The following is a 14,915-nucleotide window of genomic DNA, read 5'->3' on the forward strand; positions in this document are numbered from 1 at the left end:
GACTCAGCGCGACGGGCGTGGCGCTCGCGGGCCGCCGAGCGCGGCCGCGCGTGTCTCGCGGACCGCGGCGGGCACGGCCTCCACCAGCGCCGAGGCCCCGATCGGGGCCCCCACCGCCCCGGAGGACGACCGCGCCCCGGCGGCACCTGCCGGGGCCGGCTCCGGCCCCGTGGCGGCGATCTCGGCCGCCCTGGCGTGCACCAGCACGGCGCAGCCGCAGGCCCACAGCGGGTCCAGCCCGGCGGCCATCAGCTTGCCGATCATGCCGGTGAGCACGTCCCCCGAGCCCGCCGTGGCGGGCCAGGACTGCCCGCAGGGATGCACCAGCACCCTCCCGTCGGGGGCGGCCACGACCGTGGAGTTCCCCTTCAGCAGCAGCACCACGTCGTAGCGCCGCGCCGCCCGCACCGCCTCGGCGACCCGGTCCCGGGGAGCGCTGCCGGTCAACCGGGCGAACTCCCCGTCGTGCGGGGTGAGCACCACGGGCACGTCCGGGTCCCGCGCGTCCCACAGGGTGGTGTCGGAGGCCAACAGGGTGATCGCGTCCGCGTCGGCGACCACCGGACGTCCCGCCTCCAGCACGGCGGCCAGCACCTCGCGCCCGCTGCCGCCTGTGCCGATCCCCGGCCCCACCGACCAGGCCTGGACCCGTCCGGCGTCCCCGACGGAGCCGGTGGCCACGACCTCCGGCCACCTCTCGCGCACCGCGTCGGCCGCCGGTCCCGCGTAACGCACCATGCCGGAGGCGGCCCGCACCGCCCCCGCCGCGGTCAGCATCGCCGCTCCCGGGAAACTGGCCGAGCCGGCGGCCACCCCGAGCACCCCCTGGGTGTACTTGTCGTCCTCGCGGTCGGGCACGGGCCACAGGCCCCCCACGTCGACGGCTTCCGGAACGGAGAAGTCGGGGGCCTCCAACCAGGGGTCCAGTCCGATGTCGACCACCCGCACCCGGCCGGAACGCCGCGCCCCCTCCCCCAGCACGTGGCAGGGGCGCAGGCAGCCGAACGTGACCGTGAGCTCGGCGGAGACCGCGACGCCGTCCACCGCCCCCGTCACCGGGTCCACCCCGCTGGGCAGGTCCACGGCCACCACCGGCCCGGCGATGTGGGCCACCGCCTCCGCCGCCAGCGGGCGAAGCCCTCCGCGCGCGGACAGACCGACCACACCGTCCACGACCACGTCCCCGCGCCGCAGGGCCTCGGCGGCCTCGGGGGCCAGCCCGGACTCCGTCCCGGCGGGCACCACGCGCCCGCCGGCCGCGCGCAGCGCACGCAACCCCTCGGGGTGCGTGCGGTCCGGGGCCAGCAGCACCGCGGTCACCCCGACACCACGGCGCCGCAACAACGCACCGGCCCACAGCGCGTCCCCGCCGTTGTTGCCCGCACCGACCAGCAGGGTGACGTGGCGTCCCGCCACACGGCCGGAACGTCGCCCGAGCAGCCGCCGCACGTGCAGGGCCACCCCGTTCGCGGCACGCCGCATGACCACCGGCTCCGGCACGGTGTCGAACAGGCGCTGCTCCGCCGCGCGTATCCGCTCCGGGGTCCACACTCCGCGCATGGGCACTTCCTCCTGAGGTGCTTCGGACGAGACCGCCCGGCACCGCCTCGGAACCGGGCTCGCCGAGGGAGTCTATGCGGCGGAGCCCCGTTTCCGGGGCACGTGGACGAGGGCGGGCGCTATTCGACGGTCACGGACTTGGCGAGATTGCGCGGCTTGTCCACGTCGAAACCCCGGTTCCGGGCCACCTCGGCCGCCAACACCTGCAACGGGACCGTGGTGACCAGCGGTTGCAGCAGGGTGGGCACCACCGGGACCTCGATGAGCTCGTCGGCGAACGGGCGCACCGCGTCGTCGCCCTCCTCGGTGATGACCACGGTGTGCGCCCCACGGGCCTGGATCTCGCGGATGTTGGACACGAGCTTGGCGTGCAGCTGGGGGTGTCCCTTGAGCGAGGGCATGGTCACCACCACGGGGAGGTCGTTCTCGATCAGCGCGATCGGCCCGTGCTTGAGCTCGCCCGCGGCGAAGCCCTCCGCGTGCATGTAGGCCAGTTCCTTGAGCTTGAGCGCCCCCTCCAGCGCCACCGGGTAGCCCACGTGCCGCCCCAGGAACAGCACCGCCTTCGCGGAGCAGAGCCTCTCGGCCAACCCACGGGTCTGCTCCACCACGGACAGCGTGGAACGCACCGCCTCGGGCATGGCCTCCAGCTCGCCGAAGTCGTGTTCGATCTCGTCGGGGTACTTGGTCCCCCGGGCCTGGGCCAGCGCGAGCCCGACCAGGTAGCTGGCCGCGATCTGGGCGAGGAAGGTCTTGGTCGCGGCCACTCCGATCTCCGGGCCCGCGTGGGTGTAGAGCACCGCGTCCGACTCGCGGGGGATCTGCGAACCGTTGGTGTTGCTGATGGCCAGCACCCGGGCGTGCTGGGTCCGCGCGTGTCGGACGGCCTCCAGGGTGTCGGCGGTCTCGCCGGACTGCGAGATCGCCACCACCAGCGTGTCCCGTCCGAGCACCGGGTCGCGGTAGCGGAACTCGCTGGCCAGCTCGACCTCCACCGGAACACGGCACCAGTGCTCGATCGCGTACTTGGCCAGCAACCCGGCGTGGTAGGCGGTTCCGCAGGCCACCACGAACACCTTGTTGACGTCCCGGAGGTCCTGCTCGCTGAGCCGCTGCTCGTCCAGCACCACGCCGCCGGAGAAGTGCCCGCGTAGGGTGTTGGCCAGCGCCTCCGGCTGCTCCTCGATCTCCTTGAGCATGAAGTAGTCGTGGCCGCCCTTCTCCGCCGCCGAGAGGTCCCAGTCGACCGTGAACGGTTTGACCGCCACCTCCGTGCCGGCGAAGTCGGTGACCCGGTAGTGCCCGCGTCCGATGGCGACCACCTGGTCCTGGCCGAGCTCCACGGCGTCGCGGGTGTGCTCGATGAAGGCGGCCACGTCCGAGGCCACGAAGGTCTCCTCCTCGCCGACCCCCACCACCAGCGGGGAGGAACGCCGGGCCGCGACGATCAGGTCCGGCTCGTCGGCGTGGGTGACCACCAGGGTGAAGGCTCCGGACAACCGAGAGGCCACCTCACCGAGAGTGGCGGGCAGGTCCCCAGCGGTCCTTCCTTCGGAGTAGGCGCGCGCGACCAGGTGGGCGACGATCTCGCTGTCGGTGTCGCTGCCCAGTTCCACCCCGTCGGACTCGAGCTCGGCACGCAGCGCGGCGAAGTTCTCGATGATCCCGTTGTGCACCACCGCGACCCGGCCCGAGGCGTCGCGGTGCGGATGCGCGTTGCGGTCGGTCGGGGCTCCGTGGGTGGCCCACCTGGTGTGCCCCATGCCGCCGGTGCCGCCGAACCGCTCACGGTCACCGGTGGACAGCCGCTGCTCCAGGTTCGACAGCGCTCCCGCCGAACGCTCGACCGCCAACGAGCCGGATCCGTTCAGCAGGGCCACACCCGCCGAGTCGTAACCGCGGTACTCCAGCCGCCGCAGGCCCTGAAGCACCACGTCGAGGGCCGGGCGATGTCCTAGGTAACCCACAATGCCGCACACGCGCCTCAGCATAGCCAGGAGATGTGGTCTGAACCTGATACGCATCCACCGCTCGGGTGACGTCCGGGCCGCTTCGACAGGTCGCCGCCACCCACCCGCCGGCCGATCCGCTACCGTGACGGACCATGGCCCACAACGCCAAGAAGGTGCTGCACGAGCTCGCCCAGCGCGGACCGCACGAGGTGCTGCACGGCGATCTCGCGCTGGTGGGGCTGCCCGGGATCGTGTGCACCCCGCGCAGCGGGCGCGGGCTGGCGGCCATCGCCTTCGGACACGGCTGGTTGCAGCCACCCCGGCGTTACACGCGGTTGCTACGGCACCTGGCCTCCTGGGGGTTCGTGGTCGCCGCCCCCGCCACCCACACCGGCCCGTTCGCCTCCCACCGACTGTTCGCGGCCGACCTGCGCACGGCGTTGGACGTCTGTGTCGGTGTCCGCCTCGGCGACGGCGGGATCAGCGTCGACGAGAACCGGCTGGGCGTGGCCGGGCACTCCATGGGCGGCGGCTGCGCGGTACTGGCCGCCGCCGAGGACCCCCGCGTCCGGGCGGTGGCCGGGATGGCCACGACCGAGACCATGCCCTCGGCGATCGCGGCCGCCCGGCGGGTCTCGGTGCCCGGGCTGCAACTGAGCGCGGCGACGGACCTGCTCGCCCCCGCCCGCGCCAACGCGGAACCCGTCGCCTCCGCCTGGGGAGGCCCGGTACAGCTGCGCACCCTGCGCAAGGCCGGGCACCTGGGATTCACCGAGGGGCGGCACTGGAGCGAACTGCTGTTGCAGGGCAAGTCGCACTACGGCACCCAACGGCTGGCCCGGGCGCTGCTGACCGCGTTCTTCCTGCGCACGCTCACCGGGGACAAGCGGGGCACCCCGCTGCTCTCCTCCGACGTCGCCGGGTCGAGCATCGACGGAGCACACAGCACCGGAGCGCTGGCCGCCGCCTGACCCCGGTGAGCTGGTTCACGTGGAGAACTCGGCCTCCCGGTTCCGTGAACCGTGGTTCACGGAACCGGGTGTCGGGCACCGACACGGCACCGTCCTCACTGAAGCCAGCTGCGCTGGGAGAAGTCCTCCTCGTCGTCCCAGTCGTCCTCGACGGAACGGCGCCGACGTCCGGGCGCCGAGTTCGCGGGAGGCGGGGTGGCGGAGACCGGAGCGGGTGCCGACGTCCGTTCGTTCCCGCCGCCTCGCTGATCCGCGAGGTACTCCTCGTCGTCCTCACCCACACCGATCCGCAGCTCGTTGTCGTCCGTCCGGGAAGGCGGTCCCCAGGCTCCCGCTCCCGTGTCCCGCTCCGCCTCGGCTGCCGCCTGCCTGCTCTGCTCCAGCACCCGCTGCTTCCGCTCGGCCGCCTCACGCTCTATCTCGTTGCGGGAGCGCTCGGACTCGGCCTCGGCGGCGCTGATCTCGTCCCTGCCGTCCGCGAGGCTGTAACCCTGGCGGGTGACCACCGTTTCGACTCCCTCGGCCACCCGTTCGTTGACGAGCACCATCCCAGAACTCACCTCTCCTCGGGATCACCCAGCACCGCACTGTACTTCCAACTGGCCAAGGGGTCGGTGCCGTCGTCGAACAGGTTCCCCTCGGTGCGCCACGGGCTGTCGTTGCTGCGTTCCTCGTCCCCGCCGCCCTGCTGGCCGGCTCCGGCCATGCCGCCCATGGGCATCATGCCGCCACGCGCACCCGACTGGTCCTGCTGACCCGCTCCGGACTCACTCATCGAGGCCAGGCCGGTAAGGCCCTGCGAGTCGACGGGATCCGAACGGTCCCCGATACCGGGAAGTCCCACGGAACCCCGTGCGTCCCCGGCCGCGTTGCCGGACCGTTCGCCCCAGACGTCGCCGCCCTCGTTGTCGACGGAACGGAACAGGTCCCCGGAGAAGGCGGTGAAGGTCGAACGTCCCCCCGGCGAGGAGGGTTCGTCGAACATGGCGGAACCCGCCCACTGGGAGGTGGTCTGCGCCGGGGCCTCGTCCGGGTCGGTGCCCCGTGCCCCACTCGTCGTCTCCCCGGTTCCCGCCCCACCGGGTCCGTCGGAGCCGACGGGAGCGGAGGTGCTCACCTGTCCGGCGCTCGGGTACCCGCCGGGAGACGGATCCCGACCGGGCACACCGGTGTCGCCCCCACCCCCTGCCGGCGGGGTGGCGGCCGTCGCGGCCCGGGTCTCCTCCCCGGCGGGTGACCGCGGAGGGCCGTCCGGGGCGTCCGGAGGTGTCGGGCCGGGCTGCCCCTGTCCACCGCCGGAGAACACCCGTGCGGTGTCGGAACCGGCGGACTCTCGGGGGTCCTGCCCGAAGTCCACGGTCCTGACCTCGGGGGGTCGATCGTCCCCCTCGTCCACGGAGAGCCGTAGTTGACCGTCCGGTGTCCGCTCCACCTCGACGGTCCGGTCGCCCTGCTCGATGACGGCGATCCCGTCCTCGTCGGGACGAACCGTCGTCACCGGGCGAGCACCCTCGGCCCCCGCACCGGTGGCGGACTCCCCGGGTGCCGAAGCGCCGGGCGTGAGTCGTTCTCCCGCCGAGAACCCTCCGGCGGACGAGAACCGCTCCGACTCCTCTTCCTGGGGACTGGTCCCGTCCTGATCATCTCCGGAACCGCCGAAGGCGATCTCGTAGGTGTGCGGCCGGCCGTCCGCACCGATCAGCGTGACCCGGGGGTTTCCGTGCTCGTCCGCTTCACGGACGGTGATCCTCTCCTCACCCTCGCCCAGGGTGACCTCGTCCGGCTTCCGCTCGGAGGACTCACCGTCCCCCGGGGCCGGCAGGTCCTCCTCCTTCGGTCCGCCGTCGGGCACACCGGGGGGCTGCTGCTCGGGTCCCGCCGGTCCGGAAGGTCCTCCGCCCGCGCCGGCCGCTGGCGCGCTTGCGGCTCCCGTGCCGGCGCCACCACCGCCACCGGCAGCACCGGCGCCGCCACCGCCGGCCGCTCCTCCGGAACCACCTCGCGCGCCGGAGGACCCGTCGCTTCCCTCCAGCACTCCCCGGAAGGGATCCTCACTGACCTTCGCGGCCTCCAGCAGTCGCTGGTAGCACTGCTCAACGGCGCTGACCGTGTTCGAGGTCTGCTGGTCGAACTGGGTCAGTTTGCTCCGAAACTCCGGGACGAAAGAGGAGTCCAACCATTTCCTGGCATCGTCCACGATGCCCTGACGAATGCTCTCCACCGCCTCTTTCGCACCCGCCACGGAACCGATGATGCCGAAGGGACCTCCGAGGATCGCGCCGACGGCGGCGTGTTTCAGGTACTCCCAGCCCCCGGAGAAAACATCGTCGACACCGACGTCGGCCAGATCCTCCATTCTGAGATCGCCGCGGGCCTTGCGAATCTCGTCAGCCGTTTCCGCCGGGGACTTCCCGGCGCACGTGAGATCCTCGCCCACGTCGAGCACGAACTTCGCGTACTCACGAACAGCCTTCTGAATACCGTCCATCACGGGGGTGATGGCACCCGCGGTGCTCTCGATCTCCGAGACAACCACGCTCGCGCTGCTCGTGTAGGCGTTCACCTGCCCGGCAGCCGCTTCCGCGGCCTCACCCTTCCAGGTCTGCCGGAGGCTGCTGAACTCGTTCTTCATGCTGCTGCCCTGGTCCAGCAGCGCCGAGTGCACCTTCTCCAGCCGTTCGGCGTCCTCGCGAAAAGCGGCGAAATCCACGCCGCGCAGCTCGTCGTACCGGCTCCTGATCTCGCCCTCGAAATCCGGACCGTTTCCCGTCCAGTCCCTGAAGTGCGGCAGGAACTCGGCGTAGTACTCCAGACCGAGCTTTCCGTCATCGAGCAGCTGATCCGAGTTCGGGACCTGCGATCCACTGTCCAGGCTCTTCCTCGCCCTGTCGAACCTGTCGGCACGCTCGGCCCGCTGTTCGGCTCTCTCCTGGACACCGGACAGCCCTCCGGTGGCGACGTCGAACACCGCGTAACCCGGGACGAAGGCGGATAAGGCGCCGTCGGCGATGTGCCCGGCGTTGTCCTGGAGGAAGCCCCCCACCTCCGAGGCAGCACCGGAGAGCGCGTCCCCCACGGAGGACAGCGCACTACCGACCGGTGTGAGAACGTCGGCGGCCACCTCGTTGGCCGAGGAGACCGCGTCACCGAGGGAACTCGCGCGGTCCGTGGCACCGGTCCCCGTGGAACCGGGATCAGCGGAACCGGACCCCGTGGCACCGGAGTCCGCGTTCGTCGAGGAGCCGGTGGTCCCGCCGGAAGAAGAGCTCACAGTCTCACCGGAGTAACCGCCCGAACCCCCCTGGTTCCCTCCTCCGCTCTGGTAACTCCCTCGGTCCTGGTAGTTCCCTCCGCTGTGGTGGCTTCCACTGTCCTGGTGGCTTGCCCCACTCTGGTCATGGTGCCGCTCGGTTCCCGTTGCGACACTCGACGTGCTGCCCGACGAGCTCTCGGTTCCGTACCCACCGGAGGAATCCGTCGAGTTCTCGTCCGAGCTGCTGCCGCGCCTCCGCGAAAAAGCCATTATCAGCTCCGAACCCGCTCGATGGTGTTGGCACCGGACCGATCACTGTCCTGGTACTGCTTACCGGACTCGTCGAACTTCTGCGCCAGCCGGTCGCCGTGCTCGGCGAATGCCTTGACGTTCGACTCGATCCTGTCGAGTGCTTGCCTGTACGCCTTCCCCTGCTCCTGGAATTTCCTGCCTGCTTTGTCGGGGGTCACGTTGCTGGCCGCGACTTCGTTCACCTGGGAACGTATTTTCTCCGCACTGTCCGAGAATGATGTGGCGACCCGAGGCAGATCACTCCCCGACGTGGTGAATCCCATTTTCCCATCCCTCTCGAAAGAAACCTGCTCCCGTCCGAGCCGCTCGAACCACGGTGAATCGGCTTCGTGTCAATGCGATGATCGCAGGCGGGGAACAGGCGGCGTGCGTGGTCGGACCAGACCGTTGCACAAGCAAACGCGCCTCGTGGCGGACAGAACCCGCACGTCATGCCGCCGCACACGCGAAGCCTTCGAAACGGGTCCCCGAGCCGACAGGAGTGTGAGAGGGGCACTGCCCGTGCCGGCGGTTCGTCCGCCGGCAGGGCCGCCGCAGCTGTGGGGAGGGCCGCCGACGCGGCGGCCGGGGTGGTCACCGGGATGGGTAGTACCCCGGCGCGTTTGGAGTGAGCGGACGACCGGGGGGCGGTGCTCAACGGCCTGCCCCGTCGCTCGATACGGACCTGGAGCGCGATCACCGTTGCCGGGATCACCGGCAGCCTCAGTAGCAGTGCCCGAGCACCCTCACACTCCCCTCCGAGGGCCTCGCGCAGCACGCGGCATCCTCTCGAAGGCGGAGTTGTTGGTGATCAGACGAGCGCGACCACGGCGAGCGCACCGAGCGCCATGACCGCGAGCGGAAGAAAGAGTACGTAGATCAGGTCACCGAGGAAGTAACGCACGATGCTCGATCACCTCCGCTCGTGCGACAACCGACGTCGGACACGACACGAGCTCAGTGTTTCGCACGGCGCGGCCAGTGTTCAAGCACCCAGGTCCCGCCGTCCTGGGCCAACGTGGCCGCCTTGGCTCCCACGACGGCGAACGTGGCCAGCACGACCAGCCCGAGGACCAGGCCAACGGCGAACAAAGCGATCAGAGCGGTAACAGCGATGGCACCCATGTGTGAATGCTCTCACACACCGGGCGGCAACGCGAGACTTTGATCACATTTTCATCTGATCGAGCCAACGATCTCGGCCAGCTGCTCGGCCGTGATCCGGGCACGATCAGCGGTGGGCGCCTCCACCATCACCCTGACGAGCTGCTCCGTGCCCGAGGGACGCAACAGCACCCTGCCCTGCTCACCCAGCTCGGCCTCGGCGTTGGCCACCGCCTCGGCCACGGCGGGCGCGTTGACCGCGGCCGTCTTGTCCGCCACGGACACGTTGACCAGGCTCTGCGGCATCCGCGTCATCACCGAGGCCAACTCCGCCAGGGAAGAGCCCGTCCGCACCATGCGGTCCATCAGCCGCAACGCCGTGAGCAGCCCGTCTCCCGTGGTCGCGTACTCCGGGAACACGATGTGACCGGACTGCTCCCCACCGAGCGCGAAACCCCCGGAACGCAGCTCCTCCAGCACGTACCGGTCGCCGACCGCCGTGGTGCGCAGCTTCAACCCGTGCTCGCGCATCGCCAGGTGCAGACCGAGATTGCTCATGACCGTGGCCACCACGGTGTCCTCGGTCAGCTCCCCGGAGTCGCGCATGGCCAGGGCCAGCACGGCCAGGATCCTGTCCCCGTCGACCAGCTCCCCCGTGGCGTCCACGGCCATGCAGCGGTCGGCGTCCCCGTCGTGGGCGACCCCCAGATCGGCCGCGTGCTCGACCACGGCCCGCTGCAACAGCTCGGGACGGGTGGAGCCCACGCCGTCGTTGATGTTCACCCCGTCCGGTTCGGCGTGCAGGGGAATCACCTCGGCACCGGCGCGGCGGTACGCCTCCGGGGCGACCCCGGCGGCGGCACCGTGCGCGCAGTCCACCACCACACGCAGCCCGTCCAACGAGGTGCGCACCGCCCCGAGCAGATGCGTGACGTAGCGGTCCAGCGCCTCGGGCATCTCCCGCACCCGTCCCACGTGCTCGCCCGTGGGGCGTTCCGGGTTCTCGTCCAGCCGGGCGGCGATCTCGTCCTCGATCGCGTCGGCGAGCTTGTGCCCCCCGGCGGCGAAGAGCTTGATCCCGTTGTCCGGCATCGGATTGTGCGAGGCCGAGATCATCACGCCCAGGTCGGCACCGGTGTCGGCCACGAGCTGGGCCACGGCCGGGGTCGGCATCACCCCGACCCGCACCACGTCGGCACCGGCGGAGGTCAGCCCCGCGGTCACCGCCGCGTCCAGCATCTCCCCGCTCACCCGGGGATCACGTCCCACCAGGGCCACCCGCCGACGGGAGTCGTCCCGCTCGTACAGCACCCGCGCGGCGGTGGCCGCCAGGGACATGGCCAACTCCGGGCCGAGGTCCGCGTTGGCGAGACCACGCACCCCGTCGGTGCCGAACAGACGGGACAACCGAGTTCCTCCTGACGCTGGTGGCACGTTCACACGGCCGACAGGCCGGACCAAACACTACGGGAGCAGCTCCACACCCCACGGGTGGGAACTGCTCCCACAGATGTTCTTCCCCGCGCCCGGTGGCCGCAACAACGACACGCCGACCACCGGCGGGCCGGGGCCTCCCCCGTGGGGAGACCCCGGAGGGGTCACCGCTTGCTGTACTGCGGGGACTTGCGCGCCTTCTTGAGGCTGTACTTCTTGCGTTCCTTGGCCCGGGGATCACGCGTGAGCATGCCGGCCTTCTTCAGCGTGGGCCGGTCCTCCGGCTGGTAGGCCACGAGAGCACGGGCGAGAGCCATCCGCAGCGCACCAGCCTGCCCGGAGGGGCCGCCGCCGCGCAGGTTGGCGTACACGTCGAAGTCCTCGGTGCGCTCAACCAGTTCCAGCGGCTCGCGGGCGATGTTCTGGTGCACGCGGTTGGGCATGTACTCGTCCATCGGCTTGCCGTTGAGGACGAACTTCCCGCTGCCGGGAACCAGCCGAACCCGCACCACGGCCTTCTTCCGACGCCCCACGGTCTGGATCGGCCTGTTGGACGGAATCGGAGCGATGTCCTCGGCGAAAGCCTCCGGGGCCTGCTCCTCCACCGGGACCTCGGCGTCGAGGACCTCGGGAGCCGGGGCTTCGTCGGTCTCTGGAGTGCTCACGTGCTCTTCCTCGTATCCCTCGGTCACTTCTTGGCCCTCGTTTCGATCGTGAAGGGCTGCGGCTGCTGCGAGTGGTGCGGGTGGTCCGGCCCGGCGTACACCCTGAGCTTCTTGCCCATCGCGCGGCCGAGCCTGCCCTTGGGCAGCATGCCCTTGATCGTCCTCTCCACGAGGCGCTCGGGCTTGGTGTCGAGCATCTCGCCGAAGGAGTGCTTCTTCAGGCCGCCGGGGTAACCACTGTGCCGATAGACGAAGGCCTGCTCACGCTTCTTGCCCGTGAGGACGACCTTGTCGGCGTTGACGATGACGACGAAGTCGCCGGTGTCCATGTGCGGGGTGTAGGTCGGCTTGTGCTTGCCACGCAGCAGCGTGGCAACCTGGGTGGCCAGCCGGCCGAGCACCACGTTCTCGGCGTCGATCACATGCCAGGCGTGGGTCACCTCGCCGGCCTTCGGGCTGTACGTGCGCACGGGTCTACCTCGTCGTCGTTCGCGTTGGAATCTCGGTGCGGCAGTCGTGTCCCGTCGCCCACTAACGCCGGGGCGGATCGCGATCCGATTCACCCCGTGGGAACCGGCACGTCCCACGAGTGACCGAGACCTCCGACGGGACTCCCCGTCGGGCGGCGCGTCGGCCGGTCACGAATCATCTCGCGGTCGTGCACACCCACCGCACAACAACGGATGAGAGTACTCGGTAGCTGACAGGCGGATCGAAACGGGGTCCCTCCGGCGCCCGAAGGACGTGCGCAGCGGAGTGTGGGCGTGTCGGTCCACCCGCAGTACCGGCCTCATGGTAACGGACGGAGCGTCCGGACGGCGAAACGCCCCCTGGACCCCGTTGCCGGTCCAGGGGGCGCGCAGGCCGCCGGGGGGATCAGCCGCCGAACTTGGCGGCGTTGGCCCGCTCCCCGGCCTGGTAGGACTCGTTCGCCGCGTTGACGGCCATCCCCATCTTGGCCGCGATCTCACGCATGTTCTGCGCGGACTCGTTCCAGCGGCGCTGGGCCTCGAAGTACTGCTCCTTGGCCTCACCGTCCCAGGTCTCGACCAGCGGCTTGAGCAGCTGCTCCAGCTCGTCCAGCTCAGCCTGGATCTTGGTGGCGGCCTGGTTCAGGCTCTCGGCTCCGGCGCTGAGCTGCCCGAAGTCAACCTTGATCGTCTCGGACATGAGTACGTTTCCCCTCTGTGCGACTACCCGACGGTCGAAAGAAACACCACTGCGGAAAAGAGGAACAGGTCAGCGACCTCAGCCGTTGAGCATGCCCTCGATCTTGGAGACCTCGGCGGCCTGCTCCTCGTCGCGCCGGGCGTAGTCCTGACCGGAGGTCTTGATGTTGTCGCTGATCTCCTGCAACTGGGTGGTGATGACGTTCGCGTTCTCCTGGAACTGGTCCATGAGCTTGCGGAACGTCCGGCTGGCGTTACCGTGCCAGGAGGCGAGGACCGGCTCGATCTCGCTCTGCAGCCTGCCGACGGCCTGGTCCACGTTGTTGCGGACCTCCTCGACCTGCGCGGCCGAACGCTGCATCAACTCCGCATCGGTACTGAATCCACCGCCCATGTGGATAACCCCCTTCGGTTCGTGCTCGACGGCATCTCGACCCTACGACGCAAACACTGCCAGAAACGGTTCCACCGTGTCCCGGTTTCCGCGAATCACGTTGCGCTTGTAAACACCCGAGCACACGGGGAAACGGAAAACCCACATCCGTCCACAGTGTCCTCCCGTACGGTGAGCGGGATCTCACCGAACCGTCACGGTGCGCACGACCCGGGAACAGGCCTTTCGCACCCGACCGTCCCCCTCGGACGGATACCGGCAACCGACGCTGATCCGGAACTCGCCGTGGTGCAGCAGGTACCAGTCCACGGTCGAGCCGTTGACGTGTTCCACGTAGTGCACCACCCGCCTGCCCGCGAACTCCCCGTCGGCCTCGAACCCGGACAGCTCGTCCCCGGAGGCGACGCGGTCCCGGAACATCCTTCGCAGTTCCCGCACCGAACGCTCCCGCTGCTCGGCCACGTCGTATCCGGGTTTGCCCGCCCGGACCGAGATCAGCCCACCGCCGTCCGGGGGATGGAGCCGCGTCTCCCACTCCTCGGGGTCTCCCCCACCCTGCCGCCAGCGGACGGGGTACTCGAACCGGTACCCGTAACGGGTCACCTCCCCCACCTCGGGAGCCTGCCGCCCGTCTCCCCGCGCGGAGTCCGCCCCGTCCCGGAACAACGGCACTCCGACCAGCACCGCCGCCGCTCCCAGCAGCAGCGCGGCCGTCCCGCCGATCCACCCGAGCGCCCGTCGCCCACCACGCCCGGAGGAGACGGGGACGTGTCTGGTGGGATCACTCCCCCCGATGACCACGGTTCGGGCCCTTCCGAGCGTGTCCTGCCCGGAGGGCCACGCCGTGGCCGATCCCCGCGGCGACGGGCCACCGGAGGCCGGTGGTCCGCTCGGCGCGGACGGAACCGGGGCGGCCGACCCGATCGGCTTCGGTGAGCCCACCCGCCGGTCGGGAACGGGGCCGGGCGCGGGGGAAGGGATCCGCACCGTGCGCCTCGCCCCCCGGTTCGGACCGGAGCGCACCGCGTGCAGCGCGCCGCGAGCCACCACCGTCTCCGGCTGGTCCAGTGTGGCGGGCACGACCCCGGTGCGCTCGTGCACCAAGCGCGCCACCAGGGGGACCCTGCTAGATCCGCCGACCAGGAAGATCCCGGACACCTCCTCGGGGGAGACACCCCCGTCCCGCAGCACCTCACCGACCAGATCGGTCGCTCGCCCCAGCCGCTGCCCGACCAGCGACTCCAGGTCGGAGCGGGTGACGTGCACATCGGAGAACGGAGCGGGCAGCGGCACGTCGGTGTAACTGTGCCGGGAGAGGGTCTCCTTGGCCCCCCGGACGTCCTGCCGCAGCACTCTGCGACGGCGCCGGTCGGCCAGCTCCCGGCCCTCGACGAGCTGACGCCAGGAGTCCGGGTCGGACCGTTCGACCAGGCTCCCGATGTGTTCCAGCAGAGCCTGGTCGATGTCGGCACCCCCGAAATCGGGTTCCCCACGTGTGGCCAGCACCCGGAACGTGTGGCCGGAACCCCGCACCAGACTGGCGTCCACGGTTCCCCCTCCCAGGTCGAGCACGGCCAGTGCCGCCCCCTCGACCGGGTCACCGGCGGAGTGGAACACCGCCGCCCCCACCGGTTCGGGCAGCAGCACCACCTCGGAGGCCAGGCCGTCGGCGGCCCGATGCAGCCGCCCCGTGCGCACCGACCCCCAGTCGGCCGGATGGGTGAGTACCAGCAGGTCCACCCCGGCGCCCCCGGCCTGCTCGCGCGCCTCGGCCACGGCACGTCCCAGCACGGCCCGGACCACGTCCTCCACGTCGAAGACCCGCTGCCCGAGCAGCAACTCGCCCTCGTCGATCCGACGTTTCGGGTGCGGTTCGAAACGAGCCGGATCCACGGCGGCCTGACGCTCCGCCTCCTGACCGACGAAGAGCGTGCCGTCGGTGGCCGCGAACACCGCGGAGGAGACCCACGGCAGGCCGTCCACGGCCACCACGCGCGGTGGAGCGTCCCCGAAAGCCGCCACGGTGCAGGTGCTGGACGTTCCGAAGTCCACGGCGACGTGCAGGCTCACACACAACTCCTTCGGCCTCGCCCGGGGTTGCCGGGGCGCGCTGGCGAGCTCT

General features: G+C 70.7%; 13 protein-coding genes. 1 reads left to right on the forward strand and 12 read right to left on the reverse strand.

From position 1 onward, the window contains the following. Positions 1 to 3: 3 nt before the first annotated feature. Together CEP50_RS11795 and glmS are read right to left on the reverse strand one after the other, a co-directional pair. Entirely contained in the window at positions 4 to 1,560 is a 1,557-nt protein-coding gene (locus CEP50_RS11795; RefSeq protein ID WP_106114012.1) for an NAD(P)H-hydrate dehydratase, read from the reverse strand. A gap of 119 nt (positions 1,561 to 1,679) precedes the next feature. Then, complete coding sequence (gene glmS / locus CEP50_RS11800) at positions 1,680 to 3,539, reverse strand: glutamine--fructose-6-phosphate transaminase (isomerizing) (protein WP_106114045.1); 1,860 nt, start codon at positions 3,537 to 3,539, stop codon at positions 1,680 to 1,682. 125 nt (positions 3,540 to 3,664) lie between these two features. On the opposite strand from glmS, the gene CEP50_RS11805 reads away from it, so the two are divergent. Beyond that, complete coding sequence (locus CEP50_RS11805) at positions 3,665 to 4,483, forward strand: dienelactone hydrolase family protein (RefSeq protein WP_106114013.1); 819 nt, start codon at positions 3,665 to 3,667, stop codon at positions 4,481 to 4,483. Positions 4,484 to 4,578: 95 nt separating this feature from the next. Here CEP50_RS11805 and CEP50_RS11810 read toward each other — a convergent pair whose 3' ends face one another. The 10 genes from CEP50_RS11810 to CEP50_RS11850 form a co-directional block, all read right to left on the reverse strand. Next, positions 4,579 to 5,043, reverse strand: a complete 465-nt coding sequence (locus CEP50_RS11810; RefSeq protein ID WP_258175175.1) for a hypothetical protein — start codon at positions 5,041 to 5,043, stop codon at positions 4,579 to 4,581. Then, complete coding sequence (locus CEP50_RS11815) at positions 5,040 to 7,754, reverse strand: hypothetical protein (RefSeq protein ID WP_106114046.1); 2,715 nt, start codon at positions 7,752 to 7,754, stop codon at positions 5,040 to 5,042. The genes CEP50_RS11810 and CEP50_RS11815 overlap by 4 nt, the downstream gene beginning before the upstream one ends. Positions 7,755 to 8,008: 254 nt before the next feature. Continuing rightward, positions 8,009 to 8,230, reverse strand: a complete 222-nt coding sequence (locus tag CEP50_RS11820) for a hypothetical protein (RefSeq protein WP_106114015.1) — start codon at positions 8,228 to 8,230, stop codon at positions 8,009 to 8,011. A 754-nt stretch (positions 8,231 to 8,984) separates the two neighbouring features. Next, on the reverse strand, positions 8,985 to 9,152 hold the full coding sequence (locus CEP50_RS20135) for a hypothetical protein (protein WP_181188348.1): 168 nt from the start codon (positions 9,150 to 9,152) through the stop codon (positions 8,985 to 8,987). A gap of 51 nt (positions 9,153 to 9,203) precedes the next feature. Next, positions 9,204 to 10,538, reverse strand: coding sequence for a phosphoglucosamine mutase (glmM, locus tag CEP50_RS11825; RefSeq protein WP_106114016.1), 1,335 nt, complete (start codon positions 10,536 to 10,538; stop codon positions 9,204 to 9,206). 191 nt (positions 10,539 to 10,729) lie between these two features. After that, the gene (gene rpsI / locus CEP50_RS11830; protein WP_106114017.1) at positions 10,730 to 11,257 is read right to left on the reverse strand and encodes a 30S ribosomal protein S9; all 528 of its coding nucleotides are present in this window, start codon (positions 11,255 to 11,257) and stop codon (positions 10,730 to 10,732) included. After that, positions 11,254 to 11,700, reverse strand: a complete 447-nt coding sequence (gene rplM, locus CEP50_RS11835; protein ID WP_019852856.1) for a 50S ribosomal protein L13 — start codon at positions 11,698 to 11,700, stop codon at positions 11,254 to 11,256. The genes rpsI and rplM overlap by 4 nt, the downstream gene beginning before the upstream one ends. A gap of 406 nt (positions 11,701 to 12,106) precedes the next feature. Continuing rightward, positions 12,107 to 12,400 (reverse strand): WXG100 family type VII secretion target, encoded by a 294-nt coding sequence (locus CEP50_RS11840; RefSeq protein WP_106114018.1) that lies wholly within the window; start codon positions 12,398 to 12,400, stop codon positions 12,107 to 12,109. A gap of 78 nt (positions 12,401 to 12,478) precedes the next feature. Beyond that, positions 12,479 to 12,793, reverse strand: a complete 315-nt coding sequence (locus CEP50_RS11845; RefSeq protein WP_106114019.1) for a WXG100 family type VII secretion target — start codon at positions 12,791 to 12,793, stop codon at positions 12,479 to 12,481. Between the two features lie 183 nt (positions 12,794 to 12,976). Beyond that, complete coding sequence (locus tag CEP50_RS11850) at positions 12,977 to 14,863, reverse strand: type VII secretion-associated protein (RefSeq protein ID WP_106114020.1); 1,887 nt, start codon at positions 14,861 to 14,863, stop codon at positions 12,977 to 12,979. Positions 14,864 to 14,915 lie beyond the last annotated feature (52 nt).

Source organism: Actinopolyspora mortivallis (genome assembly GCF_003001495.1).
In the GTDB taxonomy this organism is placed as follows: Bacteria; Actinomycetota; Actinomycetes; order Mycobacteriales; family Pseudonocardiaceae; genus Actinopolyspora; species Actinopolyspora mortivallis_A.

Bases quoted from the DNA above. Each gene is read 5' to 3' on its own strand.
- CEP50_RS11805 (WP_106114013.1), top strand. From the start codon at position 3,665: ATGGCCCACAACGCCAAGAAGGTGCTGCACGAGCTCGCCCAGCGCGGA.
- CEP50_RS11795 (WP_106114012.1), bottom strand. From the start codon at position 1,560: ATGCGCGGAGTGTGGACCCCGGAGCGGATACGCGCGGCGGAGCAGCGC.
- CEP50_RS11845 (WP_106114019.1), bottom strand. From the start codon at position 12,793: ATGGGCGGTGGATTCAGTACCGATGCGGAGTTGATGCAGCGTTCGGCC.
- CEP50_RS20135 (WP_181188348.1), bottom strand. From the start codon at position 9,152: ATGGGTGCCATCGCTGTTACCGCTCTGATCGCTTTGTTCGCCGTTGGC.
- CEP50_RS11840 (WP_106114018.1), bottom strand. From the start codon at position 12,400: ATGTCCGAGACGATCAAGGTTGACTTCGGGCAGCTCAGCGCCGGAGCC.